Source organism: Streptomyces sp. HB132 (assembly GCF_016909575.1).
Lineage (GTDB): Bacteria > Actinomycetota > Actinomycetes > Streptomycetales > Streptomycetaceae > Streptomyces.
This window is the reverse complement of sequence record NZ_JAFBGA010000003.1, coordinates 680,165-705,743: the sequence shown is the minus strand read 5'-3', so window position 1 is coordinate 705,743 and position 25,579 is coordinate 680,165. Positions and strand designations below refer to the sequence as shown.

24 protein-coding genes are annotated in these 25,579 nt (G+C 71.5%); 7 read left to right on the top strand and 17 right to left on the bottom strand.

Going from position 1 to position 25,579, the window contains the following annotated elements; genetic code table 11:
• Window positions 1-131 precede the first annotated feature (131 nt).
• The 4 genes from JOC24_RS10935 to JOC24_RS10920 form a co-directional block, all read right to left on the bottom strand.
• Entirely contained in the window at window positions 132-929 is a 798-nt protein-coding gene (locus tag JOC24_RS10935) for a VOC family protein (RefSeq protein WP_205019994.1), read from the bottom strand.
• A gap of 91 nt (window positions 930-1,020) precedes the next feature.
• On the bottom strand, window positions 1,021-2,376 hold the full coding sequence (locus tag JOC24_RS10930) for a carboxyl transferase domain-containing protein (RefSeq protein WP_205020030.1): 1,356 nt from the start codon (window positions 2,374-2,376) through the stop codon (window positions 1,021-1,023).
• A gap of 16 nt (window positions 2,377-2,392) precedes the next feature.
• Window positions 2,393-3,856: an acyl-CoA synthetase gene (locus tag JOC24_RS10925; protein WP_205019993.1), complete on the bottom strand. Its 1,464-nt coding sequence runs from the start codon at window positions 3,854-3,856 to the stop codon at window positions 2,393-2,395.
• A 131-nt stretch (window positions 3,857-3,987) separates the two neighbouring features.
• The gene (locus JOC24_RS10920; protein ID WP_239580300.1) at window positions 3,988-5,127 is read right to left on the bottom strand and encodes an MFS transporter; all 1,140 of its coding nucleotides are present in this window, start codon (window positions 5,125-5,127) and stop codon (window positions 3,988-3,990) included.
• A gap of 251 nt (window positions 5,128-5,378) precedes the next feature.
• Here JOC24_RS10920 and JOC24_RS10915 point away from each other — a divergent pair, with 251 nt between their 5' ends.
• A complete protein-coding gene (locus JOC24_RS10915) occupies window positions 5,379-5,810 on the top strand; it encodes an Lrp/AsnC family transcriptional regulator (protein ID WP_014156425.1) in 432 nt (143 codons plus the stop codon).
• Here the strand turns inward: JOC24_RS10915 and JOC24_RS10910 are convergent.
• The 3 genes from JOC24_RS10910 to JOC24_RS10900 all read right to left on the bottom strand — a co-directional run bounded on the left by JOC24_RS10910 (window position 5,788) and on the right by JOC24_RS10900 (window position 9,066).
• Window positions 5,788-7,293, bottom strand: a complete 1,506-nt coding sequence (locus tag JOC24_RS10910; RefSeq protein WP_205019991.1) for a GAF domain-containing sensor histidine kinase — start codon at window positions 7,291-7,293, stop codon at window positions 5,788-5,790. The two genes, JOC24_RS10915 and JOC24_RS10910, sit on opposite strands and share 23 nt — an antisense overlap.
• A gap of 12 nt (window positions 7,294-7,305) precedes the next feature.
• A complete protein-coding gene (locus JOC24_RS10905) occupies window positions 7,306-8,343 on the bottom strand; it encodes a rod shape-determining protein (RefSeq protein ID WP_205019990.1) in 1,038 nt (345 codons plus the stop codon).
• Between the two features lie 150 nt (window positions 8,344-8,493).
• Window positions 8,494-9,066, bottom strand: a complete 573-nt coding sequence (locus JOC24_RS10900; RefSeq protein ID WP_205019989.1) for a hypothetical protein — start codon at window positions 9,064-9,066, stop codon at window positions 8,494-8,496.
• 123 nt (window positions 9,067-9,189) lie between these two features.
• Here JOC24_RS10900 and JOC24_RS10895 point away from each other — a divergent pair, with 123 nt between their 5' ends.
• Window positions 9,190-9,882, top strand: a complete 693-nt coding sequence (locus JOC24_RS10895; protein ID WP_205019988.1) for an SCO2400 family protein — start codon at window positions 9,190-9,192, stop codon at window positions 9,880-9,882.
• 43 nt (window positions 9,883-9,925) lie between these two features.
• On the opposite strand, the gene JOC24_RS10890 is transcribed toward JOC24_RS10895, so the two are convergent.
• A complete protein-coding gene (locus tag JOC24_RS10890; RefSeq protein ID WP_205019987.1) occupies window positions 9,926-10,360 on the bottom strand; it encodes a MarR family winged helix-turn-helix transcriptional regulator in 435 nt (144 codons plus the stop codon).
• Between the two features lie 115 nt (window positions 10,361-10,475).
• Between JOC24_RS10890 and JOC24_RS10885 the strand changes: the two genes are divergently transcribed.
• Entirely contained in the window at window positions 10,476-11,495 is a 1,020-nt protein-coding gene (locus JOC24_RS10885) for an NADP-dependent oxidoreductase (RefSeq protein WP_205019986.1), read from the top strand.
• Window positions 11,496-11,549: 54 nt separating this feature from the next.
• On the opposite strand, the gene JOC24_RS10880 is transcribed toward JOC24_RS10885, so the two are convergent.
• The gene (locus tag JOC24_RS10880) at window positions 11,550-12,020 is read right to left on the bottom strand and encodes an MSMEG_6728 family protein (RefSeq protein WP_205019985.1); all 471 of its coding nucleotides are present in this window, start codon (window positions 12,018-12,020) and stop codon (window positions 11,550-11,552) included.
• 127 nt (window positions 12,021-12,147) lie between these two features.
• On the opposite strand from JOC24_RS10880, the gene JOC24_RS10875 reads away from it, so the two are divergent.
• The 3 genes from JOC24_RS10875 to JOC24_RS10865 all read left to right on the top strand — a co-directional run bounded on the left by JOC24_RS10875 (window position 12,148) and on the right by JOC24_RS10865 (window position 14,886).
• Window positions 12,148-12,576, top strand: a complete 429-nt coding sequence (locus JOC24_RS10875) for an organic hydroperoxide resistance protein (protein WP_205019984.1) — start codon at window positions 12,148-12,150, stop codon at window positions 12,574-12,576.
• Between the two features lie 182 nt (window positions 12,577-12,758).
• Window positions 12,759-14,276, top strand: coding sequence for an arabinosylfuranosidase ArfA (locus JOC24_RS10870; RefSeq protein WP_205019983.1), 1,518 nt, complete (start codon window positions 12,759-12,761; stop codon window positions 14,274-14,276).
• A 118-nt stretch (window positions 14,277-14,394) separates the two neighbouring features.
• Window positions 14,395-14,886 carry a hypothetical protein gene (locus tag JOC24_RS10865; RefSeq protein ID WP_205019982.1) on the top strand — a complete coding sequence of 164 codons (492 nt, stop codon included), beginning with the start codon at window positions 14,395-14,397 and terminating at the stop codon, window positions 14,884-14,886.
• A gap of 89 nt (window positions 14,887-14,975) precedes the next feature.
• Here the strand turns inward: JOC24_RS10865 and JOC24_RS10860 are convergent, their stop codons facing one another.
• The 7 genes from JOC24_RS10860 to JOC24_RS10830 form a co-directional block, all read right to left on the bottom strand.
• Window positions 14,976-16,142, bottom strand: coding sequence for an aldose epimerase family protein (locus tag JOC24_RS10860; protein ID WP_205019981.1), 1,167 nt, complete (start codon window positions 16,140-16,142; stop codon window positions 14,976-14,978).
• 27 nt (window positions 16,143-16,169) lie between these two features.
• The gene (gene mmsB, locus JOC24_RS10855; protein WP_205019980.1) at window positions 16,170-17,414 is read right to left on the bottom strand and encodes a multiple monosaccharide ABC transporter permease; all 1,245 of its coding nucleotides are present in this window, start codon (window positions 17,412-17,414) and stop codon (window positions 16,170-16,172) included.
• Window positions 17,411-18,961, bottom strand: coding sequence for a multiple monosaccharide ABC transporter ATP-binding protein (gene mmsA / locus JOC24_RS10850; RefSeq protein WP_205019979.1), 1,551 nt, complete (start codon window positions 18,959-18,961; stop codon window positions 17,411-17,413). The genes mmsB and mmsA overlap by 4 nt, the downstream gene beginning before the upstream one ends.
• Window positions 18,962-18,994: 33 nt before the next feature.
• Window positions 18,995-20,104, bottom strand: a complete 1,110-nt coding sequence (gene chvE, locus JOC24_RS10845) for a multiple monosaccharide ABC transporter substrate-binding protein (protein WP_205019978.1) — start codon at window positions 20,102-20,104, stop codon at window positions 18,995-18,997.
• Window positions 20,105-20,224: 120 nt separating this feature from the next.
• Entirely contained in the window at window positions 20,225-21,208 is a 984-nt protein-coding gene (locus tag JOC24_RS10840; protein WP_205019977.1) for a hypothetical protein, read from the bottom strand.
• A gap of 111 nt (window positions 21,209-21,319) precedes the next feature.
• Complete coding sequence (locus tag JOC24_RS10835) at window positions 21,320-22,339, bottom strand: zinc-dependent alcohol dehydrogenase (RefSeq protein WP_205019976.1); 1,020 nt, start codon at window positions 22,337-22,339, stop codon at window positions 21,320-21,322.
• Window positions 22,336-23,490 (bottom strand): mandelate racemase/muconate lactonizing enzyme family protein, encoded by a 1,155-nt coding sequence (locus JOC24_RS10830; protein ID WP_205019975.1) that lies wholly within the window; start codon window positions 23,488-23,490, stop codon window positions 22,336-22,338. Before JOC24_RS10830 ends, JOC24_RS10835 begins: the two co-directional genes overlap by 4 nt.
• 270 nt (window positions 23,491-23,760) lie before the next feature.
• Between JOC24_RS10830 and JOC24_RS10825 the strand changes: the two genes are divergently transcribed.
• Window positions 23,761-24,552 (top strand): EI24 domain-containing protein, encoded by a 792-nt coding sequence (locus JOC24_RS10825; RefSeq protein WP_205019974.1) that lies wholly within the window; start codon window positions 23,761-23,763, stop codon window positions 24,550-24,552.
• A gap of 28 nt (window positions 24,553-24,580) precedes the next feature.
• On the opposite strand, the gene JOC24_RS10820 is transcribed toward JOC24_RS10825, so the two are convergent.
• Complete coding sequence (locus JOC24_RS10820) at window positions 24,581-25,573, bottom strand: aldose epimerase family protein (RefSeq protein ID WP_205019973.1); 993 nt, start codon at window positions 25,571-25,573, stop codon at window positions 24,581-24,583.
• Window positions 25,574-25,579 lie beyond the last annotated feature (6 nt).

Here is a 25,579-nt window from a genome sequence, read left to right as displayed (position 1 = left end):
GCGCGGGGCCTGGGGGCGGCGGGGGCGGGGGGGGCCCCGCCCGGCCCCCCCCCGCGGCCCCGCCCCCCCCCGGGCCCGGCCCCCCCCCCGGCCCCCCCCCCCCCCCCCCCCCCCCCGGGCCGGGGAACTACTCAGGAGGCGTCCGTGACGCTCGGCATCTCGCCCCCGGTCGTCGTGGGGTCGATCAGCGAGAACACCGCGCCCTGCGGGTCCGTCAGGGAGGCGAAACGGCCGAACGGGATGGTCATCGGACCGAACCGGAGCTCCGCCCCGAGCGCCTTGGCCTTCTCCACCGCCGCGTCGCAGTCGGAGACGGTGAAGTACACGTTCAGATGGGCCGGTACACCGGGCGGGAACTCCTCCCCCATCTTCATCCGGCCCAGCACCGGGTCCGCGCCCAGGTCGTAGAGCGAGAAGTCGATCGCGTCGTCGTCCAGGTGCTTCACGCCGTACCCGAAGACGGCCGCGAAGAAGGCGTCCGTCTTCGCGGGGTCCCGGGTGTAGACCTCGGCCCAGGTGTAGGAGCCGGGCACCGCCGTCGCCTGGAAGCCCTCGTGACTGCCCGCCTGCCAGACCCCGAACGGCGCCCCGCCGGGGTCGGCCGCCAGCACCATCGTCCCGAAGTCGCCGACCCGCATCGGCTCCACCAGCACCTCGCCCCCGTGCTCGCGGATCTTCGCGGTGGTGGCGGCGGCGTCCGGCGACGCCAGGTACAGACACCAGGCGGGGGGTGTCTCCTGGCCGGGCATGGGCGGTGAGAGCGCGGCGACCGCCCTGCCGTCCACATGGGCCTGGGTGTAGTTGCCGTACTCCGGCATGGAGTCGCCGTACGTCCAGCCCAGGAGCTCACCGTAGAAGCGCTTCGCCTCCTCGAGATCACCGAACGTACCGTCGGCCCAGCACGGAGTGCCCTCGGATTCAGCGGCCATGGTCGGATCCTCTTCGCTCGGCTTCGTACTCGGCGGATGTCCTTCCTGCCACGCTAGCCAACCGTCGCCCGTGCGGCGCGCCGAGCGCGTCTCAGCGCGTCGTCGGCCCCTCCGGTCCGACGTGGCCGACGTGGCCGACGACCGAGCGGGCCACGCCCAGCTCCACCAGGTCCTGGGGACGCAGCCGTAGCTGGTCGGCCGTGGACCGCACCTCGTCCGGGCCGCGCTTCAGGATGGCCGCCGCCAGTTCGGGTGCGATCACCGAGAAGTAACTGTCCGCGGTGACGTGGGTGTTGTCCGGTGCGGCCAGCGCCAGCGCGCCGCCGGAGCCGCCCTCGCCGATCACGAGCGTCGTCACGGGCACCCGGGCGGCGGCGACCGCGGCGAAGGCGTCGGCGATGGCGGCGCCCGCGCCCGCCCGCTCCGCCTCCGCGTCGTTGGCCGCGCCGGGGGTGTCGACGAGGGTGAGCACGGGGAGGCCGAGCCGGTCGGCGAGCCGGATCACCCGGGCGGCCGTGCGGTAGCCCGCCGGGCGGGTCGCGGTGCCGCACTGGGCGGCGTACGCCACCGGCCGCCCGGCGTGCAGACCCACTCCGCAGAGCAGCCCCGGGTCCCTGCCGCCGCAGCGGTCGCCGTTCAGCGGCATCCGGTGCTCGAAGTACGCGTCCAGGTAGGCCTCGGCGCGTGGCCGTGCCGTCGCCCGGGCCTGCTCCACGGCGGCCCAGCCGGTCGCCGGCAGCCCCGTGTCCGACAGCGCGCCCGGCACCGGGGCGGCCCGGGCCGGGCTCGTGACGGTCAGCACCGTCAGCCAGCGGCTCAGCACCCCGGGCAGGTCGTCCGGCGCGACGACCGCGTCGATCTGGCCGGCCGCCAGCTGCCCTTCGGCGGTGTACGCGTACGGGTCCGCGCCGGCGGGCCGCACCCGGGAGCCCGCGAAGCCGATCTGCGCCCCGGGCAGCGCCAGCACCACGTCGGCGCCCGCCCCCACGGTGGCCCAGCCGCCCCCGGTCGCCGGATCCCGCAGGACCGAGATCTGTGCCTGCCCCGCGGCCCTCAGCAGGGCGGACGCGCGGGCCACCCGCTGGAGCTGTATCAGCGCGATCATGCCCTCCTGCATCCGGCTGCCCCCCGTGGCGACCAGCGAGACGAGCGGCAGCCGCAGCTCTCCCGCCAGTGCGTACGCGGCTTCCAGGCGGTCCCCGGTGTGCCCGCCCAGCGAACCGCCCAGGAAGCCGAACTCGAAGGCGACCAGGACGCACTCACGGTCGCCGACGACGGCCCTCCCGTAGAGGACGGACTCCTCCTCGCCGGTCCGTTCCGCGGCGCGCGCCCTGGACTCCGCGTAACCGCTCCAGCCGAGCGGACCGTCCGGAACGACGGGGCGCGCGGCCGGACGGTGTTCGGTGAAGCGCGCGGTGACGGCGGCGATCGCCTCCCGGGCCGACATGCGGTCGCACCGGATGTCAGACAACGAGCGACCTCTTCATGATCTTGCCCAGTTCGTTGCGGGGCAGTGCGTCCAGGTAGCGGACCACGCGCGGGCGCTTGTGCGGTGCCAGCAGGTCCGCCACGTGGTCCGCCAACTCCCTCTCGGCGGGCGGCGATCCGGGGTTCTCCGGTACCACCCACGCGACGATCCGCTCACCGAGGTCCGCGTCGGGCTCCCCGGTGACGGCGGCCTCGCGCACACCGGGATGGTCCAGCAGGGCGTTCTCGATCTCGCCCGCGCCGATCTTGTAGCCACCGCTCTTGATGAGGTCGGTGGCCTTGCGCCCGACGATCCGCACGTAGCCGTCGGGGTCGATCGTGGCCATGTCGCCCGTGCGGAAGAAGCCGTCCTCCGTGAAGGCGGCAGCCGTGGCGTCCGGCCGGTTCAGATAGCCGGTGAAGAGGTTCGGGCCGCGCACCTGGATCTCGCCGATCGACGCGGTGTCCCCGAGCACGGTGCCGTCCTCCTCGACGAGCCTGAGCTCCACGCCCGACAGCGGCGGGCCGACCGTTCCGGCGCGCGGTGCGCCGTCGGCCCGTACGCCCGTGTTCATCAGGGTCTCCGTCATCCCGTACCGCTCGATGACCCGGCGGCCCGTGGCCGCCGCGATCCGTTCGTGGTCGTGCACCGGCATCGCCGCCGAACCGGAGACCAGCAGCCGCGCGCCCGCCAGGGCCTTCGCGAGGTCCCCGGGAGCGTCCGGGCCGGTCAGCGCCCCGGCCAGCCGGTGGTACATCGTGGGCACCCCGAACAGCATCGTCCCCCCGGAGAGCAGCTCCCTGGCCACCCCCTCGGCCGAGAAGCGCCCGAGGTGCCGCACCGAGCCGCCCCGGCGCAGCGGGCCGAGGACGCCCAGGATCAGCCCGTGCACGTGGAACAGGGGCAGGGCGTGGACGAGGACGTCCTCGCCGGTCCACCCCCAGGCGTCCTCCAGCGCGTCAAGCGACGCGGCGATCGCCCGGCGGGGCAGGACGGCCCCCTTGGGCGGGCCCGTCGTGCCCGAGGTGTAGACGACCAGGGCGGGGGACTCCGCGGAGGGCTCGGGCGGATCGGTCTGCGGGGACGGGCCGGCCGCGGTGGTGCTGACGTCCAGCCGCTCCAGGCCGCCCAGCGCGGACGGCAGCTCGTCGGCCGCGCCGGCCAGCACCACCGAGGGGCTGCTGTCGGCGACGATGTGCGCGAGTTCCCGCTCGCCGGTCTTCGGATTCAGCGGTACGGCGGGCACCCCCGCCCGGAGCGCCGCCACGACGGCGACCACGGTCTCCGGGGTGGACGTGGCCCAGACGGCGACACGCCCCGCTCCCGTGATCCGGGCGGCGAGCGCGGCGGACGCATCGGCCAACTGTGCGTAGTCAAGGACGTGTTCGCCGAACCGGACGGCTTCGGGGGAGCCGGTCCGGCCGGACGCTCCGCGCAGCGCGGGCAGAAGAGAGGTCACACCCCGCAGCCTAGAAGACCGACGCGGCCGCGGAGGCTGCCGCGTGAGGACGGGCGGACCGCCGCACGTGGGCGAGCGGTGCGTACGGCCCGTTCCCACCGCCGCCGACCCCGTGGGACGACGACAGCCGGTCAGCCGTCGCGCCGCAGGGTCCGCATCCGGCCGTAGGCGTACACGGAGCCCGCCAGTGCCAGGTCCGAGAGCAGCATGAAGCCGATCGAGTACGAGTCCTTCGCGCTGAAGATCGCGCCCATGACCAGCGGCGGCACGAATCCGCCGAGCCCGCCCATCGCACCGACGATCCCGGTCACACTGCCCACCTTCGCCTGCGGCGTCACCTGCGAGACCAGGGCGAAGACGCTTCCGCTCGCGGTGCCGAGCCCGGCCGCCATGCAGAGCAGTGCGATCGTGCCCAGCGGGTACAGGGGCGGGTCGAAGGCCTGGACGATGGCCATCAGCGCTGCCAGCAGCAGCGCCCCCGCCGTGACCAGCGCGGGGTGGACGCGGTCCGACAGCCAGCCGCCGATCGGCCGGAAGACGACCGTCACCAGCGCGAACCCCGCCGCCTTGGTGCCCGCCTCGGTCGGCGACATCTCGTACCAGGTCTTCAGATACGTCGGCAGATACACCCCGAACGCGACGATGCCGCCGAAGCCGATCGCGTACAGCGCGGAGAGCTCCCAGGTCACCCGTAGCCGGCCCGCCTGCCCCAGACGGTGGCCGAGCGAGTCGGCCGGCACCTTTCGGTCGGGGTGGTCGGTGATCAGCACCGTGGCGAGGAGGGAGTACACCAGGAGCGCGCCGGCGACGATCCAGAACGGCAGGTTCGCGTCGTGCTCGGCGATCCGCGGCGTGAAGTAGCCGGACAGCGCGACGCCGCCCATGCCCATCCCGAACACCCCCAGCGCGAGACCACGTTCTTCGGGCGGGAACCACGAGTTGACCAGGGGGATGCCGATCGCGAACGTCGTACCGCCGAGTCCGAGCAGGAAGCCGACCGCCAGCATCGCCCCGTAGGAGTCCTTCGCCGGGACGAGCAGCAGCACGGGGACGATCGTCAGGGCGGAGACGGCGGGGAACATCAGTCTGGCGCCGTACCTGTCGGTCAGCGCGCCCGCCGCGATCCGCCCGAGCGAGCCCACGAGCACGGGGACCGCCACCAGGAGCGACTGCTGGAACGAGCTCAGCCCGAGCCGCTCCTTGAAGTCCCCCGACAGCGGGGAGATCAGGTTCCACGCCCAGAAGGTGAGCGTGAAGCCGATGGTGGCCATGATCAGGTTCCGGTAGGCGGCGGACCGGCTCCGGTTCGGGGCGGTGTCCTGCTCGGCGGTTGTGTCCACACCGCAAGTCAAGAGGGGAGGGGCGGGGCGAGCGCGGTGGGCTGCGCCATACGGGCCGGACGGGTGGAGTCCGCCGCCGGGCAGACGCCCCATGGGCAGGAGGCTCCTCCAGGCCCCCTCCGCGGCCCCGGCGCGGACCGCTCGACCGCCGTTTCCGGCCGGAGGCTGCCACAATCGCCGTTATGGACCGGCTGGACAGAGAGATCCTCGGGATCCTCCAGGAGGACGCCCGGATCTCGTACCGCGATCTGGGTGTGCGCGTGGGGCTCAGCGCCAACGCCGCGGGCGACCGTGTACGCCGTATGCGCCGTGACGGGGTGATCCGCGGCTTCACGGTCATCGTCGACCCCGCCGCCGACACCCGTTCGGGCCTCGTCGTCTTCATCGACGTGTCACTGCGTCTCGACACGACGAACGAGGAGTTCGAACGCTCGGTGCTCACGCTGCCCGGCATCACCGAGGTGGTGCACGTGACGGGAGGCCACGACTACCTCGTGCGCGCCACGGCGGCCGATCCCGGCTCCCTGGACACGCTGCTGCGACGGCTCAAGAAGGACGCGGGCGTCGCCCACTCCAACACCCGGATCGCACTCAGAGCGGCGCCTGCCAGATGACCGTCGGGGACCGGGTGCCGTCCTCGGCGCGCCCGTCGTCCGCGACCGCGAGGCGTACGGCCGCACGCCCGTCGGGCAGTCGCGCCGTCGCGTCCACCTCCACCTCGACGGCCGAGACTCCGGTCCGCCGGTGCGCGGTGGCCAGGGCGCCGCGCAGCACGTCGAGCAGCTCGCCGTCCACCGGCTCCGTCACCAGGGCGTCCACCGCCCCGGTGAACTGCACCGACGGCTGGAAGCCCAGCACCGCCGCGGCGCCGCCCGTCTCGCGCAGGACCCGGCCGCGGAAGGTCGTGGGGGCCTCGGCGGGCGGCTGCTGGAGGGCGAAGATCGCGGTCCTGACCTCCTGGATGGTGGAGTCCAGCTCATCGACCGCCTTCGCCAGCAGCTCGGCCGTCTCCTCGTCGCCGGCCAGGTCCTTGCGGCGGGTCGACTCCAGCATCATCTCCGTCGCGAACAGCCGCTGTACGACGAGGTCGTGCAGGTCGCGGGCGATGCGGTCGCGGTCCTCGTAGACCGCCAGCTGCTCCCGGTAGTGCTGCGCGTCGGCCATCACCAGGGCCAGCGCGGCCTGCGAGGCGAACTGGGAGGCGAGCAGCCGGTCCGTCGCGGTGTACGGGTCGCCGCCGCGCTTCCGGGGGAGGGCGAGCGTGCCGATGAGCCTGCCCCCGCTCTGCAGCGGCAGCATCATGCTGGGGCCGAACCGGGTCCGTACCGGGGTCGTCATCCGGTCGTCCGTCGCGGAGTCCTCGATGAGGACCTCCTCGCCGCCCAGCAGCTGGACGAGGACGGGCGAACCCGGCGCGATGGACGTACCCACGAGGCCGGCCGGGTCGTCGAGGGTGGACGCGGCGACGATCTCCATCCCGCCGCCCGGCGTCGGCTGGAGGATCACCCCGGCCGAGGCGCGGGCCAGCATCCTGGCCCGTTCGGCGACGATCGTCAGGGCGTCCTCCGGGCCCGCCCCGCTCAGCAGCGCCCGGGTCACGGCGGCGGCGCCCTCGATCCAGTGCTCCCTCTGCCGCGCCGCGTCGTACAGGTGGGCGCCGCCGATCGCCGCGGCCGCCTGGGAGGCGAGCAGCCGCAGCAGCGCCGGTTCGGTGTCGGTGAAGCGCCCCGGCTCCTCGGAGGTGACACAGAGGCTGCCGAGGACCTCGGTGTGCACCCGGACGGGCGCCCCGAGGAAGGAGCGCATCGGGAGCTGCCCGGTCCGCCTGCCTTGAGGGCGTGGGCCGGCCGTCAGATCAGCCACGCGCACGGCCTGCGTGTCGTCCACGAGAGCACCGAGGATTCCCGTACGGCCGTCCAGGAGCGGGCCCGCGACGCGGCGTTCCTCGTCGTTCATGCCGCACGTGAACAGACCGGTGACATGGCGGTCCTCCCCGTGGAGGAGTGCCAGGGCGCCGTAGCGCGCCCCGGCCAGAGCCGTCGCGGTGTCCACGATGTGCTGGAGGGTGGTCCGCAGGTCCAGGTGCGTCCCGGCCACAGGTGGCGGCTCTCAGCCGGCGAGCGGGGCGAGGGCCAGCGGCTGGACCGTACCGTCCAGCATCGCGCCGAGCCCCAGCACCGAGCACACGTCGGGCCGCTCGGCGATGGCCACCGGCACGCCCGTGGCGTCGCGCAGCATCTGGTCGAGCCCCGGCAGCAGGGCGCTGCCGCCGACCATCACGATCCCGGACTCCGCGATGTCGGCCACCAGATCGGGCGGGCAGTCGCGCAGCACCTTCCCCAGCCCGTCGAGCACCGCGGTGAGCGGGGCGTGGATCGCCTGCCGCACCGCGGCGGTGTCGACCTGCACGGAACGGGCCAGGCCGGTGGCCACGTCACGGCCGTGGATCTCCGTCACCGCAGGGCCGTTGAGCGTGAGGCCGTTGCCCCGGAGCGCGAGTTGCAGGGGACGCACGGACTGGCTGGGCAGCATCAGTTCGTGGTGCTGGCGCAGATGCTGGATGACCGCCTCGTCGATGGCCTCCCCGCCGATCGGGATGCGCACGGCGGTCACGATCGAGCCGAGCGAGAGCACGGCGATCTGGGTGGTGGCGGCCCCGCACACCATGATCATGGTGGCGGTCGGCTGCTCGACCGGGAGCCCGCAGCCGACGGCCGCGGCGATCATGGTGTCGACCAGCTCGACGCGTCGCGCGCCGAGGCCCACGAGGGTCTCGACGGTCGCCCGCTGGGCCAGCGGATCCGCCTCGTGCGGGGTGCAGGCGGCGGCCCGGAGCCGGGGCTTGCGGCGCAGCTGACGGCGGAGCTTCTCGCCGAGCAGGTGGCGCAGCATGCGCTGGGCCATGTCGATGTCGACGACGGTTCCGCCGGAGACCGGGCGCGCCACGCGGATGTAGGCGGGCGTGCGGCCGGTCATCTGCTCGGCGAGCGCGCCGACGGCGATGAGGGAGCCGGTGCGCGTGTTCACGGCGGCGACGCTCGGCTCGTCCACGACGAGCCCCACCCCCTTGACGTACACCCGGGTCCTCGCGGCCCCGAGGTCTACGGCGATGTGGCAGCGGCGCAACTGATCGAGGCTGACGGTCACGGCAGGTCTCCCGAGAGCGCTGGCGGTGGGTACCGGCGGCAGCCGGCCTTCCTGGCATCGTCCCGCCGGGGCGGGGGCGGCGCGCGCTGGGTGCGCCGTAGGGGGGACCCGGGAGCTGACGGTGCGACAGGCGGGAGGCGGCGGTGGATCTCAGGGGCCGCCGGGCAGCAGCCGCTGGAACAGCCCCCAGGTGAACTCGGCGACACAGGGCCGGCCGCCGGCCGGATCGGTGAAGGACAGTGCCCAGCGGGTCGGAGCGCTGCCCTCCATGGGGCGCGCCGGGGCGAACGCCCTGGCCACCTCGTCCACGGTGCAGGACCACGGGCGCAGAGCGGCGGCGTCGCTCAGCTCGGGGCCTGCCGAACCCGGGGCGCGGACGAGCCATTCGTTCCACACGGCTCCACCGGGCCCCGTCATCACCTCGAACCGCAGATCCGGCCAGAGCGGCAGCGGCCACAGCAGCGCGTCGCACTCCAGGTCGCCGATCCTGCGGCGTACGGACGACTCGGGTTCGCCCAGGACCGAGCGGTAGCGGCGCAGTGCGCCCCGGCCGCGTGGCGCGCGCAGCATCGCCTGCCAGCGACGGTTCGCCTCCCGCATGTCCGCGAGGGAGGCGCTCAGTTCGTGCCGGGCCTCCTCGACGAGGTCCGGCTGGTGGTCGGCCATCCGGCGCAGCAGGACGAGCTGGAACTGGAGTGGCCCGAACGGGGCGGGAGCGTTCATGCAATCCATCCTGTCGCGTGCCACGCGCGGGGGACGGCGTACGCCGGAGTCCTCGATTCCACACAGGATTTTCACCTGTGCGGCTTCCTGTGTCCTTCTCCGCCCGTCTAGTCTGCGGGCGCCATGGATTACTGCCACCCGTGCCAACGGCACCTCAACGGGGCGCTGGCCTGCGCCGGTTGCGGCACCCCCGCCGACGCGCTGGTTCCCTATGCCGTCGCTGACCTCTCCCGCCGTGACGCGGAGCCCGCCGCCGAGGCCCTGGACGCCTCCGGGGGCGCCGGTCACCGCCGGCGTGCGCGGGGCGTGGCGGGACGCCGGCGCCGGGGCCACCGCAGGCGCGGCCGTGCGCTGCTGCTGACGGTGGCCGGCGTGGTGCTGGCGCTGGGGGCTCTCAGCCTGGCCGAGCTGGCCATGGAGCCCGGGGGCGACAGCGGGGCCTCGGAGTACGTGCGCGAGGCGAAGGGGTCCGCCGCCGAGCCCGCGCCGTCGGCCTCCTCGAGCACGGAGCCCGGCGACCCCGGTCCGGTGGAGGTCCCCACCGTCGTGCCGGTCACCGATTCCCACTCCGCGACGGCCACGGAGGGGCCGGCCGACGACGAGTCGACCGTTGCGGCCCCGTCGGCCCCCGCCCCCGCGGAGCCCTCGGTCTCCGCCTCGGCACCGGCCTTCCCGGACCCTGACGTGACCGGGCCCCCGGCCGAGCCGTCGGGCTCGGGTACACCGCCGGCGGATCCCACGCAGCCGGAGCCCCCGGACGATCCCACGCCCACCCCGTCGCCCACCGAGACCTGCAGATGGTGGATCTTCTGCTGACGAGGCGCTGAGGCTCCGGGCGAAGCCCTCCGGGCCGCGTCCTCTAGGCGGCGTCCTCGCCGAGCATCCGGCGCAGCAGGTCGCGCAGCACCGTCCGCTCCGCCTCCGACAGCTCGGCGAGCGGCTCCCGGGCGAAGTCCAGCGCGTCCCGCAACTGCTCCGCCGTCCGGATGCCCTCCTCGGTCGGCGCGGCGAGCTTCACCCGTCGGTCGGCCGGGTCCGGGCGGCGTTCGACCAGGCCCCGGAGCTCGAGCCGGTCGACTATGCCCGTGATGTTGGACGGTTCGCACTTCAGCTTCCTGGCGACCTTGCGCATGGGCATCGGCTCCAGGGAGAGGAGCCCGAGCACTCTCGCCTGCGCGCCGGTCAGCGCGTGTGTGGCCGCGGCCCGGTCGTACTCCTCGTGGTAGCGCGCCACGACCCCGCCGATGAGCTGGATGACGTCGAGGGTGAGCGGGTCCGTGCGCGAGGAGGTCATGACACCCAGCGTACCGAATTACTTGACAAGGTGAAATATCTGGACGCATGGTTGTTTCACGTCCTGAAGCTTTTCGGCTTCCCGCCCCGTACGACAACGAGGAGAACCCGAGCCCATGTCTGCACTTCCCACCTCCAGCCGCGAATGGCACCTCGTCGCCCGCCCGCACGGCTGGCCCGAGGCCTCGGACCTCGCGCTGCGCGAGGCGGCTGTGGCCGCTCCCGGTGAGGGCCGCATCCTCGTCCGCAATCTCTACTTCTCGGTCGACCCCTACATGCGCGGCCGGATGAACGACGTGAAGTCGTACACCCCGCCCTTCAAGCTCGACCACCCCATGGACGGTGGCGCGGTCGGTGAGGTCATCGCGTCGAACGCCGAGGGCTTCGCCGTCGGTGACCACGTCCTGCACGGCCTCGGCTGGCGCGAGTACGCCGATGTCCCCGCCAAGCACGCGGTCAAGGTCGACGGCTCGATCGCCCCGCTCTCCGCCTACCTCGGCGTGCTCGGCATGCCCGGGCTCACGGCCTACGCCGGCCTCTTCGAGGTCGCCTCGTTCAAGGAGGGCGACGCCGTCTTCGTCTCCGGCGCGGCCGGAGCGGTCGGCAGCCAGGTCGGCCAGATGGCGAAGCTCAAGGGCGCCTCCCGGGTCATCGGCTCTGCCGGCTCCGACGAGAAGGTCAAGCTCCTCGTCGAGGAGTACGGCTTCGACGCGGCCTTCAACTACAAGAACGGCCCCGTCCGGGAGCAGCTCGCCGAGGCCGCTCCCGACGGCATCGACGTCTACTTCGACAACGTCGGCGGCGAGCACCTGGAGGCCGCGATCTCCTCGATGAACGTCCACGGCCGTGCCACGATCTGCGGCATGATCGCCCAGTACAACGCCACGGAGCCCACCCCCGGCCCGCGCAACCTGGCGCTCGTCATCGGTAAGCGGCTGCGTCTGCAGGGCATCCTGGTCGGCGATCACGCAGCGCTCCAGCCGCAGTTCGTCCAGGAGGTGGCCGGCTGGCTGGCCTCCGGCGCGCTCAAGTACCGCGAGACGAAGGTCGAGGGCATCGAGAACGGCTTCGACGCCTTCGTCGGCCTGCTGCGCGGCGAGAACACCGGCAAGATGATCGTTTCGCTGGACGCCTGACCTGCCCGGGCCGTTTCCTGGAGCCGCCCGGCAGGCCGTCCGTGGGGCCGTCCGTCACCGCCTTTCGCGGTCCGACGGAGGCCACACGTACGGCAGATCGGGCGGCACCTCCGGAAACAGCGGCCGGTAGTACTCCGGGTCCTTGCGCACCAGTGCGGAGCGATGGCTCTCGTGCAGCGCCTCGTCGCCCAGCCACGGGGGCAGTTCGCCCGCCGCCGCGAGCTCCGCGGCCGACCGGACGGTGACGCGCCGGAGCGATGCGGCGAGGTCCTCGCGCAGGGTCGCGGCACAGGTGTCGGCCCTGCCCTCGGCGGTCCACGCGGCGCACACGTCCAGTCCGTAGCGCACGAGTGCCTCCTCGTAGCCCGCCCACATGCGCACCGCGGGGTGGTGGCGCCAGCCGTAGCCGGGGACGGTGAGTCCCCGAAGTACCTGGATCGCCTCGACCCGCTGCTTGCCCAGCCGCCGCGGGTCCAGCGCGAGGGCGCTACGGCTGAAATCGGCGTACGGCAGGAATGTCTGCATCACCCATCCCTATCCCATGAGCGCCCGGCGCCGGTCCCGCCCACGCGCCGTCACCCGTTAGGCTCGGCCCAAGGCCGCCGCGGTCGTGGGCGCGAGTCGCGGCGCATCAGCAGGAGGAATCACCGGTATGACGATCCAGCACATAGACGTGGCCTACACCGCCGTCGCCACCGCCGAGAACGGCCGTGACGGCCGCGTCTCCACCGACGACGGCAAGCTCGACGTCGTCGTCAACCCGCCGAAGGAGATGGGCGGCAGCGGTGCGGGGACCAACCCCGAGCAGCTCTTCGCTGCCGGCTACAGCGCCTGCTTCCAGGGCGCGCTCGGCGTGGTCGCCCGGCAGGAGAAGGCCGACATCTCCGGCTCGACGGTGACCGCCTCGGTCTCCATCGGCAGGACGGAGGCGGGCGGCTTCGGCCTGGAGGTCGCGATCAGCGCCTCGATCCCTAACGTCGACACGGCCACCGCCCAGGCGCTCATCGAGAAGGCCCACCAGGTGTGCCCGTACTCGAACGCCACCCGGGGCAACATCAAGGTCGAACTCTCGGCCGGCTGATCCCCGACTCCTCGCGCAGGTCCGAGGGCCGCACCCCGCCACACAGGGGTGCGGCCCTCGGTCGTGTGCGCACGCCGTACCGCGGGAGCGCGTGCAGGGGCATTGACGGCCGAGGACGTTGAACTCTACGGTCCGTTCGATGTTACGAGCAGCATTCGAAATATCGAACGAGTGAGGAAGCCATGACCCGCACCGCGCGCTTCACCCTCGACCCGGCCTTCACCGTCGGCGACGTGGACCCCCGGCTCTACGGCTCCTTCGTCGAGCACCTCGGCCGCTGTGTCTACGACGGCATCCACGAGCCCGGCCACCCGTCCGCCGACGAGGCCGGACTGCGCACCGACGTCCTGGACCTCGTCCGCGAACTCGGCGTCACCGCCATCCGGTACCCCGGCGGCAACTTCGTCTCCGGCTACCGCTGGGAGGACAGCGTCGGCCCCGCAGACGAGCGCCCCCGCCGCCTCGACCTCGCTTGGCGCTCCACCGAGACGAATCGTTTCGGCCTCTCGGAGTACATCGACTTCCTCAGGAAGGTCGGCCCGCAGGCCGAACCGATGCTCGCGGTCAACCTCGGCACCCGCGGCGTCCAGGAGGCCATCCAGCTCCAGGAGTACGCCAACCACCCGTCCGGCACCGAACTCTCCGACCGCCGCGTCGCGCACGGCGACAAGGACCCCTTCGGGATCAAGCTGTGGTGTCTGGGCAACGAGATGGACGGCCCGTGGCAGACCGGGCACAAGACCGCCGAGGAGTACGGGCGGCTCGCCGCCGAGACGGCGCGCGCGATGCGGCAGATCGACCCGTCGGTCCAGCTCGTCGCCTGCGGGTCCTCCAGCCGCGCCATGCCGACCTTCGCGGCATGGGAGGCGACGGTCCTCGCCGAGACCTACGACCTCGTCGACTACGTCTCGCTGCACGCCTACTACGAGGAGACCGACGGCGACCGGGATTCCTTCCTCGCCTCGGCCGTGGACATGGAGTCCTTCATCGAGAGCGTCGTCGCCACCTGCGACCACGTCGGGGCCCGTCTCAAGTCGTCGAAGAGGATCAACCTCTCCTTCGACGAGTGGAACGTCTGGTACATGAGCCGCTTCCAGAAGGACGCGGAGGAGAACCCGCTCGACTGGCCGGAGGCGCCGCGGCTGCTGGAGGACAACTACAGCGTCACCGACGCCGTCGTCTTCGGCAGTCTGCTCATCGCGCTGCTGCGCCATGCGGACCGGGTGACCGTCGCCTGTCTCGCCCAGCTGGTCAACGTGATCGCGCCGATCATGACCGAGCCCGGCGGGCCCGCCTGGCGGCAGACCACCTTCTTCCCCTTCGCTCAGGCCGCGCGGTACGGGCGGGGCCAGGTTCTGGACGTCCGGGTGGACTCGCCCACGTACGGGACGGCGAAGTACGGCGAGACGGACCTGTTGCACGCCACCGCCGTACGGGACCCCGAGACGGGCTCCGTCACGGTCTTCGCCGTCAACCGCAGCCAGGACGCCGTGCTGCCGCTCGAAGTCGCCCTGACGGGACTGGACCTGGCCCGGGTCGTCGAGCACCAGGTGGTGGCCGACGCCGACCCGGAGGCGCGCAACACCCTCGCCGAGCCCGAGCGGGTCGTGCCCCACGCCGCCGAGGGCACGGAGCTGTCCCGCGGAACGCTGAAGGCCGTGCTGGAGCCGCTGTCCTGGAACATGATCCGGCTGGTCTGAGTGCTGGTTCCTGACATGGGGCGCCCGCGCTACTCTCATCCGGGCCCGGGCTTCCGGGCCGCCCCGAGGCCGGACGTGGGGCCTGCCTCCGGAGCGGCACGAATCGGAGGGTGACCTGATGAACGATGGAGACCCGGTGGAGTGCGGCATGCGGTACGCCGACGAGCTGACCGCCGACGTCGTCCGGGAGGTCGGTGACTTCCTGCTCCCCCGACTGGAGCGAGCGGCACGTACTCACCCCTCGGACAGCGAGGAGGGCATCACCGCGTCGGCGCTCGCCGAGGCGGTGGCCACACTGGTCCTCACCCTGGAGGGGACCATCACCGGCCGGACACCCGGCCGCGGCCGCGTCCGCGAAGGGTCTCCGCCGCCCCGGGTGCCTACCGAGGAGGAGCGCCGGGTGCGGGCGGAGGTACGGCTCGAGCGCCTTCGGGAGGACTGGAACCGCCTCTGTGTCCTTGCGGGGCACTGGCGCTCCGTACCCGGTCACCAGGAATCCCGCTGGCGCAGGCTCGAGTTCCTGGACGCGGAGGACGAGCGCCGGTACGACCGTCGGCGGGCCGAGGCGCAGTTGGAGGGCCACGTCGCCCGACCGGCGCGACAGGACTGACGCCCGGTCCCCGGCGCCGTACCCACCACGGGGTACGGCGCCCTTCCCCGGGCGGGGGAGGGCGCCGTACGCGTGCCGGTCGGGCGGGGTCAGCGCGCCGAGAAGGCGTGCACCGTCGTCGAGTGGTAGGTGTCGCCGGGGCGCAGTACCGTCGACGGGAACGACGGCTGGTTCGGGGAGTCGGGGAAGTGCTGGGACTCCAGGCAGAACGCGTCGCCCTGGCGGTAGACCCGCCCCGAGGTGCCGGTCAGCGTGCCGTCGAGGAAGTTCCCCGTGTAGACCTGCATGCCGGGTTCCGTCGTGTACATCTTCATCACCCGGCCCGAGCCGGGATCCGTGACGGTCAGCGCGTACTCGGGGCGGGCCGTCATCCCCTTGTCCAGCACGTAGTTGTGGTCGATCCCCTGCCCGTACCCGACCTGCTCGTGCGGGGTACGGACGGCCTCCCCGATGGCGCGGGAGCGCCGGAAGTCGAACGGCGTACGTGCCACCGGGGCGAGTTCGCCCGTCGGGATCAGCGTCGCGCCGACCGGCGTGTAGCGCGCCGCCGCCAGCTCCAGCAGATGCCCGTCGACACTGCCGCTGCCCTCGCCCGCCAGGTTGAAATAGGTGTGGCTGGTCAGGTTGAGGACCGTGGCACGGTCGGTGGTGGCCGTGTAGTCGATGCGCCACTCACCCCGTGAGGTGAGGGTGTAGACCACACGGACGGCGAGCGCGCCCGGGTAGCCGGCCTCGCCGTCCGGGCTGGTCCGGGTGAGGACCAGCCCGACGTCGCCGCGCTCGGTGAACGGCTTCACGTCCCAGACCCGCTTGTCGAAGCCCCGGTCGCCGCCGTGCAGGCTGTTCGGGCCGTCGTTCACGGGCAGTTGGTGCGTGGTGCCGTCGAGGGTGAAGCGCCCTTCGGCGATGCGGTTGCCGTACCGCCCGATCAGCCCGCCGAAGTACGGCGACTTCGCGACGTAGTCCGGGAGGTTGTCGAAGCCGAGCGAGAGGTTCGCCGTCCGGCCCCTGCGGTCGGGGGTCTCCAGGGACTGGACGACACCGCCCCAGGAGAGGACCTTCAGCCGGGTCCCGCCGTTGGCGAGGGTCCAGCGGTGCACCTTCGTCCCGTCGGAGAGCGTGCCGAAGAGCTCCCTGGACGGGGTGCGCCCGGTGACCGCGGCGTGCGCGGCCGGGGCGCCCGCCGCCACGGCCACCCCGGCGGCGGCCGTGGCCGCCAGGACGGTGCGTCTGCTGGTTCCGGTGGTGAAGGTCATGAAACAACTCCTGTCACAGAGGGGATGTTACGAGCCGACCTTGCGCTTGTTCCAGACGTCGAAACCGACCGCGGCCAGCAGGACGAGGCCCTTGATGACCTGCTGGTAGTCGGTGCCGATTCCGACGAGGTTCATACCGTTGTTCAGCACGCCCAGGACCAGTGCGCCGATGATCGCGCCGAGGACCGTGCCCACGCCGCCGCTCATCGACGCGCCGCCGATGAACGAGGCGGCGATGGCCTCCAGTTCGAAGTTGAGGCCCGCCTTGGGCGAGGCCGCGTTGAAGCGGGCGGCGAAGACCAGACCCGCCAGGGCCGCGAGCATGCCCATGTTCAGGAAGACCAGGAAGGTGACCTTCTTGTCCTTCACGCCCGACAGCTTCGCCGCGGGCAGGTTGCCGCCGATGGCGTAGATGTGGCGGCCGATGATCGCGTTGCGCATCAGGTAGCCGAACCCGACGACCAGCACACCGAGGATGAGCAGCACGACCGGGGCGCCCTTGTGGCTGGCGAGCAGCAGCGTGACGACGAGGACGGCCGAGACCAGGGCGACCAGCTTCAGCAGGAAGAGCTTGAACGGCGGTACCTCCAGGGCGAACTCCTGCTGGCGCTTGCGGTCACGGACCTCCTGGAGCACCACGAAGGCGATCAGGGCGAAGCCCAGAAGCAGCGTGAGGTTGTGGTAGTTGGTGTTCGGCCCGACCTCGGGCAGGAAGCCGTTGGATATCTCCTGCAGGCCCTTCGGGAAGGGACTGAGGGTCTGGCCCTTCAGGAAGATCTCCGTAAGGCCGCGGAAGACCAGCATGCCCGCGAGGGTCACGATGAACGACGGTATGCCGAGATAGGCGATGAAGAAGCCCTGCGCCGAGCCCGCGACAGCGCCGATGGCCAGGCACAGCACGACCGCGAGCGGCCAGGGAAGATCGTGCTCGACCATCAGTACGGCGGCCATGGCGCCGATGAACGCGGTCAGCGAGCCGACCGAGAGGTCGATGTGGCCGGCGATGATGACGAGCATCATGCCGATCGCGAGGATCAGGATGTAGCTGTTCTGCAGCACCAGGTTGGAGACGTTGCGCGGCAGCAGCAGGTCCCCGCCCGTCCACACCGCGAACAGCACCACGATAAGGCCGAGGGCCATCAGCATGCCGTACTGGCGCATGTTGCGGCGCATGCCGTCGAGCATCAGCTGCAGCAGACCGTCGCCGGAGGCCGGCTTTCCGCTGCCGGGCGGCACGGGTGCCGGGGTCTTGGCGGTCAGGTCCGTGCTCATCGCGTTACCTCTTTGTCCTTCGTCATCTGACGCATCAGTGCTTCCTGCGAGGCCTCGGCCCGCGAGAACTCACCCGTCAGCCGTCCCGCGGCCATCGTGTAGATGCGGTCGCACATGCCGAGCAGCTCCGGCAGTTCGGAGGATATGAAGACGACCGCCTTGCCCTGGGCGGCCAGCTGGTCGATGACCGTGTAGATCTCGTACTTGGCACCCACGTCGATGCCGCGCGTGGGCTCGTCCAGGATCAGCACCTCGGGACCGGCGAAGATCCACTTGCTGAGGACGACCTTCTGCTGGTTGCCGCCGGACAGCTTGCCCACCGGTTCGAAGACGGTCGGAGCCTTGATGTTCATGGACTTCCGAAAGCCCTCGGCGACCTGCCGCTCCCCGTGCTCGTCGACGACACCACGCTTGGCGACCTTGCCCAGCGCGGTCAGCGAGATGTTCCGGTTGATGGTGTCGATGAGGTTGAGGCCGTAGTGCTTGCGGTCCTCGGTGGCGTACGCGATGCCGTGCGCGACCGCCTCGGGGACGGACTTCGTACGGATCTCGGCGCCGTCCTTCAGGACGGTGCCGCCCGCGTACCGGCCGTAGGAGCGGCCGAAGACGCTCATCGCCAGCTCGGTGCGGCCGGCGCCCATGAGCCCGGCGAGACCGACGATCTCGCCGCGCCGCACCTTGATCGAGACGTCGTCGACGACCTTGCGCTGCTGGTCGATGGGGTGGTGCACGGTCCAGTTGCGGATCTCCAGAGCGGGCGCGGAACCCTCCTCCGGATGGTGCGGGGTCCGGTCCGGGAAGCGGTTCTCCAGGTCGCGGCCGACCATCCCGCTGATGATCCGGTCCTCGGTCGTCTCCGCGGCCTTCACGTCGAGCGTCTCGATGGAGCGCCCGTCGCGGATGATCGTGACCGAGTCGGCGACCCGGCGGATCTCGTTGAGCTTGTGGGAGATGATGATCGAGGTCACGCCCTGTTCCTTCAACGAGAGGATCAGGTCGAGGAGTTTGCCGCTGTCCTCGTCGTTGAGCGCCGCTGTCGGCTCGTCGAGGATGAGCAGCTTCACCTTCTTCGACAGGGCCTTGGCGATCTCCACCAGCTGCTGCTTGCCCACGCCGATGTCGGCGACGCGGGTCTCCGGGTGCTCGTCGAGGCCGACCCGGCGCAGCAGTTCACCGGCGTGCCTGAGGGTGCCGTTCCAGTTGATGAGCCCGCGCTTGGCGTGCTCGTTGCCGAGGAAGATGTTCTCCGCGATGGAGAGGTACGGCACCAGCGCCAGCTCCTGGTGGATGATCACGATGCCGTGCTGCTCGCTCGCCCGGATGTCCTTGAACCGGCAGGTCTCGTTCTCGAAGAGGACGTCCCCTTCGTAGCTGCCGTGCGGATGGACGCCGGAGAGCACCTTCATCAGGGTCGACTTGCCGGCGCCGTTCTCACCGCAGATGGCGTGGACCTCGCCCTGACGGACGGTCAGTGTGACGTCCGAAAGCGCTTTGACACCGGGAAAGGTCTTGACGATCGAGCGCATTTCCAGGACGGGTCCCGCCATGGTCTTGCCTTCCAATCCTTGAGGGGAGCCCGGTTACTTGAGGTCGTCGGCCGTGTAGTAGCCGTCGTCGACGAGGGCCTTCTTGTAGTTGTCCTTGTCGACGCTGACCGGCTGCAGCAGATAGGCGGGGACGACCTTGACACCGTTGTCGTAGGACTTGGTGTCGTTGACCTCGGGCTTCTTGTCGTTCAGGGCGGCGTCCACCATGTTCGAGGCGACCTTGGCGAGCTTGCGCAGGTCCTTGTAGACGGTCTGCGTCTGGTCACCCGCGATGATCGACTTCACGGAGGCCAGCTCGGCGTCCTGGCCGGTGACGACCGGCATCGGCTTGCCCTTGGTGCCGTAGCCGTCCGACTTCAGGGCGGAGAGGATGCCGATGGAGATGCCGTCGTACGGGGAGAGCACGGCGTCGACCTCGGCGCTGCGGTAGCTGGACGTCAGCAGGTCGTCCATGCGCTTCTGCGCGGTGCCGCCGTCCCAGCGCAGGGTGGTGACCTGGTTGAGGGCGGTCTGCTTGGACCTGACGACCAGCTCGCCCTTGTCGATGTGGGGCTTGAGGACGTTCATCGCGCCCTGGAAGAAGTACTTGGTGTTGTTGTCGTCGTTGGAGCCGGCGAACAGCTCGATGCTGAAGGGGCCCTTCTTGCCGTCCTCCAGGCCGAGCTTGTCCACGATGTACGAGCCCTGCAGCTCGCCGACCTTCTCGTTGTCGAACGAGGCGTAGTAGTCGACGTTCTCCGTGCCGAGGATCAGCCGGTCGTAGGAGATCACCGGGATCTCGGCTTCCTTGGCCTGCTGCAGCACGTTGTTGAGGGACTTGTTGTCGATCGCGGCGACGATCAGGGCGTCCACGCCCTGGGTGATCATGTTCTCGATCTGCGAGACCTGCTGGTCCGGGTCGTCCTCGCCGTAGACGAGCTTGGTCTTGTAGCCCTTCGACTTCAGCTCCTTCACGACGTTGGCGCCGTCGGAGATCCAGCGTTCGGAGGACTTGGTCGGCATCGCGACGCCGATGGTGGCACCGTCGGCGCCACCCTTCTTCTCCTCGCCGCCGCCTTCGCTGTTCTGGCCGCAGGCGGTCAGGGTGAGGGCGAGGGAGGCTGCGGAGGCCATGGCGGCAAGTGCGGCTCTGCGGTTGCGCATTGTCATCATCCTTGATGTGGGTCAGAGCTCGGTCCGGTGGTGCCGGAACGCTGGGGGCGGATCAGGTGTGTGGGATTGTGCGCGGCTGTGTCTTCTTTTGGGGAGAGTGTTTCCGGAACGTTATGACGAGATCGCGAACCTGTTGAGCGGGCCCGGCAGCCGGCTGCCGAGCGGGGCCATGCCGCCGTCCGCACCGTGCCGCGCGAGCAGGTCCAGCGCGAGCCGGCCGCGCCGCACCCGCTCCTTGGCGGTGGACAGCGCCAGCTCCCGCAGGTGCTGGCCGTACGGGTAGATGCCGGGTGACTTGGCGAGGCCGAACTTCAGGTACAGCGGTGCGCCGCGCCTGATCAGTTCGGCGACCTCGTACATCCGCACATAGCCGCCGAGGTCGTCCGGGGCCTCGATGTAGAGGTCCATCGGAGCCCTCGACACCCGGCGGATCTCGGTGAAGTGGGCGAGTGTGAGGTCGGACGGGATGTTGATCGAGTCGGCACCGAGCTGCTCGAACACGGCGTACGAGGCCGGGTTCACCGGCCCGATGAGCGCCGACACCTTGAAGGTCGTGTCCGCGGGCAGGACGCCCTGCTCGCGCAGCCGGTGGAGGGTCCACAGCACACCCTCGTCGGCCACCAGCAGGCACTTCACGCCGAGCCCGGTGGCGCGCAGGGCGTCCTCGACGCAGCCGGCCAGGGCGTCGTGGCCACGCGAGCGCAGCCCGGCGCCGCCGGAGTCCGTACGCACCGACGCGCCGGTGTCCCAGGTGCCGCGCGGACCCGTGAACAGGCAGAGCTCGATGTCCCGTTCGGCGCAGCCCTCCACCATCTCGGTGATCTCGGCGTCCGTCAGCATCCAGACGCCGCTGCCCTGGCTGACGCGGTGGACCGGGACGTCGAGTCGCGCGGACTCCTTGAGTACGACACCGAGGGCCTCCGGGCCTTCCACGGACGGCACCTCGGTGCGCCAGCTCCCGCCGTCGGGGAAGGAGTGCGGCGAGGCGTCCGCCGGCGACAGGGGTGCCGGGCCGAGGCCGAGCGCGGTGAGCGCGGCGTCGCCGGGACGGCGGGCGCCGGCGGCACCGGGGGAGGAGGCGGGGGTGTCGTTCACGACTGGTCCTTCACGTTCGGTATTTCGGACGAAGTTCGGATCTTTGGGAGTACGCCGGTCCGGAGACGGTCAGGACGCCGCCGTACCGGCGCACGGATCAGGGCGTGCCCCTCACGGCCGCAGCAGCACCTTCCCGGTCTCGGGATCCCCGGACCCCACGAGCGCCACGGCTTCGGCGAACCGCTCCAGCGGGAACTCGTGGGTGATCAGGGGCGCCGGGTCGAGCAGCCCGGCCGTGAACGCCCGCACCGCGTAGGACCAGGCCGCCGAGGGCGCCCCGAAGACGCTGCGCACGGTGAGCTGACTCAGCGACAGGTGCACCGGGTCGATGCCCACGGCGCCCGGGGTGAACATCCCGGTCAGCACCACCCGCCCGCCACGACGCGCCAGCAGGCACGCGTCGGCCGCGGTGGACGGCGCGCCGGCGGTCTCCACGACCAGGTCGTAGCGGCCCCGCACCTCCTCCGCCTCCTCGGGCGTCCGGGCCTCGCTCGCCCCGAAGTCCAGTGCCTGGGCGGCCCGCCCCTCCCTCGGGTCGATCACGGTGAGTTCCGCGGGCGACACCGCCGCCAGCAACTGCACCGCGAGCAGCCCCAGTGTCCCCGCCCCCAGCACGGCGATGCGCTCGCCGGGCTCGGGCGAACCGGCCCGCACCGCCGCTGCGACCACCGCGGCCGGCTCCAGCAGGGCCGCCGCCCGCAGATCGGCGTCGTCGGCCAGCGGATGCAGCAGCCGTGCCGGGACCACCAGGTGGTCGGCGAACGCGCCGGGCCGTGTGAACCCCGTCTCGTCGTAGCCCGCCGTGCACAGGGAGGTCTCCCCGTACCGGCACCGCTCGCAGCGCCCGCAGGCCCGGAAGCCCTCGGCGACCGTGCGCCGCCCGGTCAGCGCGGGGTCGACGCCCTCGCCCACCGCGTCGACGGTCCCCGACCACTCGTGACCCGGCACCACGGGGTAGCGCACGTAGGCCGGGTCGCGGTGGCCGTCGTACACCTCGCGGTCGCTCATGCAGATCCCGGCCGCGGCGACCCGCACCCTGACCTCGCCGGGGCCCGGCTCCGGGAGCGGCCCCTCGCTCAGGGTGTGGCTGCCGGGCCGCTCGATGGTCAACGAGCGCGAGAGCGTGGTCACTTGGGCTGCCTCTTCTCCCAGCCGTCCGCCCACAGGTCGAAGCGCGCCTGCTGCTGCGGGAACTCCGCCGCGGCGTCCACGTCCAGCTCCACGCCGAGACCGGGCGCGTCGGAGAGCTCGAAGCAGCCGGTGGCGGGGTCGACGTACGGGGCGCCCTTGACGACCTTCTTGATGTCGGCGTCCGCGAAGTCGTTGAAGTGTTCCAGGATCTTGAAGTTGGGGGTGCAGCCCGCGACCTGGAGGCTGGCCGCGGTCAGCACCGAGCCGCCCACGTTGTGCGGCGCGATCAGCGTGTAGTGGGTCTCCGCGGTCGCCGCGAGCTTCCTGGTCTCCAGGATGCCGCCGATGTGGCCGACGTCCGGCTGGATGATGTCGACGGCCTGCGACTCGAAGAGCTCACGGAACTCGATCCGGTCGTGGATGCGCTCACCCGTCGCGATCGGCAGGTCGACCTTCTCGGCGACCTTGCTCAGCGCCTTGAGGTTCTCCGGGGGAACCGGCTCCTCCAGCCAGGCCGGCTTGAAGCGTGCCATCTCCCGGGCGATCCGCACCGCCGTCGACGGGCTGAACCGCCCGTGCATCTCCAGCATCAGCTCGGTGTCGGGGCCGATGGCGTCCCGGACGGCCTCGATGAGGGACACCGCGTAGCGGGTCTCCTCCTGGCCCAGCTCGAAGTGCCCCGTGCCGAAGGGGTCGATCTTCAGCGCGCGGTATCCGCGCTCGACGACCCCCTGCGCCGCCTTGTGGTACGCCTCCGGGGTGCGCTCGGTGGTGTACCAGCCGTTGGCGTACGCCTTCACCCGGTCGGTCACCTTCCCGCCGAGCAGCTGCCACACGGGGACGCCGAGCGCCTTGCCCTTGATGTCCCAGCAGGCCATCTCGATGACCGCGATGCCGGACATCACGATCTCCCCGGCCCGGCCGTAGTCGCCGTACTTCATGCGCTTGACGAGATCCTCGACCGCGAACGGGTCGGAGCCGTTGATGTGGTTGGCCGACGCCTCCCGCAGATATCCGAGCAGCGCGTCCGTGCGCCCCAGCATCCGGGTCTCACCGACCCCGGTCAGGCCCTCGTCGGTGTGGACCTGGACGTAGGTGAGGTTGCGCCACGGCGTGCCGACGACATGCGTACTGATTCCGGTGATGCGCACGGATGTTGCCTCTCAACGTGTTCGGTATTTCGTCACTCGTTCGAAATGCTGGCGTGACGTTAATGACGGGCCGGGGGACGTGTCAATGGTTCGCGTCAGACCGGTCGGAACATGAGGGGCGGAAGGAGGGGCGGGGCCGGGTGCGTGCGCCCGCAAGCGGAGGGGCGAGGCCGTTTGGGTCTTCCCTGCTCGATCGAGGCCGAGAGCAGGGGGAGTGCGGGCCCGGACTCGCGACGCCGCCCCTCATGTGCCGACCGGTACGCTGACGCCATGAGCGATCTCGGGGCGGGTTTCGGTTACTTGATCAAGGGCCAGCGCTGGGCCTTCGGGCACGGCCGGTGGTTCGGCTTCGGTCTGCTGCCCGCGCTCGTCACCCTGGTCGTCTACGCCGGCGCGCTGGTCGGACTGGGCTACGGAGCCGACGACTTCGTGGGCTGGGCCACCCCGTTCGCCGACGACTGGTCCTCGCCCTGGCTGGGGCTCCTGCGCAACACCCTGGTCGTCCTGGTCTTCGTCTTCGGGATATTCCTCGCGGTCATCACCTTCACCGCGGTGACCCTGCTGGTGGGCCAGCCCTTCTACGAGTCGCTCTCCGAAGAGGTCGACCGCAGCGAGGGCGGTGAGGTGCCCGAGTCGGGCCTGCCGCTCTGGCGCGAGCTGTGGATCTCCGCCCGCGACTCCGTCCGCATCCTGCTGCGCGTCGCCCTGTACGGGGTTCTGCTCTTCGCCCTCGGGTTCATCCCCGTCATCGGGCAGACCGTGATCCCCGTCCTCGGCTTCTGCGTCTCCGGCTACTTCCTCTCCGAGGAGCTCACCGCCGTCGCCCTCCAGCGCCGCGGCATGGTGCTGAAGGACCGCCTCGCACTGCTGCGCGGCCGCCGGATGATGGTCCTGGGCTTCGGAGTCCCGCTCGCACTCGCCTTCGTCGTCCCCTTCGTCGCCGTGTTCCTGATGCCGGGGGCCGTCGCCGGGGCCACGCTCCTGGCCCGCGAGCTCACCGCGCCGCCCACGGCGGACCCGGAGCCCACCCCTTCGTCGCCGTACACCCTGCACAAGGGCTGAGAGGCCCCGGTGCCCCCGTAGGACGGGCTCAGCGCACCGAGAAGCCGTACACCGTCGTGGAGGCGAACTCCTCGCCCGGCCGCAGCACCGTGCTGGGGAACTCCGGGCGGTTCGGCGAGTCGGGGAAGTGCTGCGTTTCCAGCGCGATCCCCGCGCACGGCACGAACGGGCCCCCGCCGAGGTGGTCGGCGGTGTACAGCTGCAGCCCCGGTTCCGTCGTGCGGACCGTCAGCAGACGTCCTGAGGCGGGGTCGTACAGCTCGGCGACCGGCTCCCCGCCGGTCTCCTCCAGCACGTAGTTGGTGTCGTAGCCCGGGCCCACGGGCTTCGGCTCCCGGAAGTCGAACCTGGTCCCCTCCACCGGCAGGAACTCGCCCGTGGGGATCTGCTCCCCGTCCCCCGGGGTGATCCGCCCGGCCGCGAGCCGCAGTTCGTGCCCGAGCGCGCTCCCGCTGTCCGCTCCCGCCGGGTTCCAGTAGGTGTGATTCGTCAGGTTCACCACCGTCGGCGCGTCCGTCGTCGCCCGGTAGTCGATCCGCAGCGCGCCGTCCTCGTCCAGGGTGTACGTCACCGACACCGCCAGCCGCCCCGGGAAGCCCTCCTCGCCGTCCTCGGCGACCAGGGAGAGCCGCACGCCGTCCGGCACCTCCTCGGCGTCCCACACCCGCTTGTCGAAGCCGCGCCCACCGCCGTGCAGGGTGTTGCGGCCCTCGTTCCGTGTCGCCCGGTGCGTACGCCCGTCGAGGACGAAGGACCCGCCCGCGATCCTGTTCGCGTACCGGCCGACCACCGCGCCGAAGTAGGGGCCCGCGTGCGTCTCGTACGCCTTGACGTCCGGCAGCCCCAGGGCCACCTCGGCCCGGGTGCCGTCCCTGCCGGGTACCACGACGGACTGCACCACGGCGCCGTACGTCAGCACCCGCACCCGCGTGTCCCCGCGCTCCAGGGTCCAGCGCCGGACCGGCGTACCGTCGGTGAGTGTGGAGAAGTCTTCGCTCTGTACCGCTGCGCCCGTCTTCATGATCAA

Excerpts from the sequence above, each read along its gene's own strand:
- JOC24_RS10935 (WP_205019994.1), bottom strand. The coding sequence starts at position 929 with ATGGCCGCTGAATCCGAGGGCACTCCGTGCTGGGCCGACGGTACGTTC.
- JOC24_RS10930 (WP_205020030.1), bottom strand. The coding sequence starts at position 2,376 with ATGTCGGCCCGGGAGGCGATCGCCGCCGTCACCGCGCGCTTCACCGAA.
- JOC24_RS10920 (WP_239580300.1), bottom strand. The coding sequence starts at position 5,127 with ATGGCCACCATCGGCTTCACGCTCACCTTCTGGGCGTGGAACCTGATC.
- JOC24_RS10915 (WP_014156425.1), top strand. The coding sequence starts at position 5,379 with ATGGACCGGCTGGACAGAGAGATCCTCGGGATCCTCCAGGAGGACGCC.
- JOC24_RS10900 (WP_205019989.1), bottom strand. The coding sequence starts at position 9,066 with ATGAACGCTCCCGCCCCGTTCGGGCCACTCCAGTTCCAGCTCGTCCTG.
- JOC24_RS10895 (WP_205019988.1), top strand. The coding sequence starts at position 9,190 with ATGGATTACTGCCACCCGTGCCAACGGCACCTCAACGGGGCGCTGGCC.
- JOC24_RS10890 (WP_205019987.1), bottom strand. The coding sequence starts at position 10,360 with ATGACCTCCTCGCGCACGGACCCGCTCACCCTCGACGTCATCCAGCTC.
- JOC24_RS10885 (WP_205019986.1), top strand. The coding sequence starts at position 10,476 with ATGTCTGCACTTCCCACCTCCAGCCGCGAATGGCACCTCGTCGCCCGC.
- JOC24_RS10880 (WP_205019985.1), bottom strand. The coding sequence starts at position 12,020 with ATGCAGACATTCCTGCCGTACGCCGATTTCAGCCGTAGCGCCCTCGCG.
- JOC24_RS10875 (WP_205019984.1), top strand. The coding sequence starts at position 12,148 with ATGACGATCCAGCACATAGACGTGGCCTACACCGCCGTCGCCACCGCC.
- JOC24_RS10870 (WP_205019983.1), top strand. The coding sequence starts at position 12,759 with ATGACCCGCACCGCGCGCTTCACCCTCGACCCGGCCTTCACCGTCGGC.
- JOC24_RS10865 (WP_205019982.1), top strand. The coding sequence starts at position 14,395 with ATGAACGATGGAGACCCGGTGGAGTGCGGCATGCGGTACGCCGACGAG.
- JOC24_RS10860 (WP_205019981.1), bottom strand. The coding sequence starts at position 16,142 with ATGACCTTCACCACCGGAACCAGCAGACGCACCGTCCTGGCGGCCACG.
- mmsB (WP_205019980.1), bottom strand. The coding sequence starts at position 17,414 with ATGAGCACGGACCTGACCGCCAAGACCCCGGCACCCGTGCCGCCCGGC.
- mmsA (WP_205019979.1), bottom strand. The coding sequence starts at position 18,961 with ATGGCGGGACCCGTCCTGGAAATGCGCTCGATCGTCAAGACCTTTCCC.
- chvE (WP_205019978.1), bottom strand. The coding sequence starts at position 20,104 with ATGCGCAACCGCAGAGCCGCACTTGCCGCCATGGCCTCCGCAGCCTCC.
- JOC24_RS10825 (WP_205019974.1), top strand. The coding sequence starts at position 23,761 with ATGAGCGATCTCGGGGCGGGTTTCGGTTACTTGATCAAGGGCCAGCGC.
- JOC24_RS10820 (WP_205019973.1), bottom strand. The coding sequence starts at position 25,573 with ATGAAGACGGGCGCAGCGGTACAGAGCGAAGACTTCTCCACACTCACC.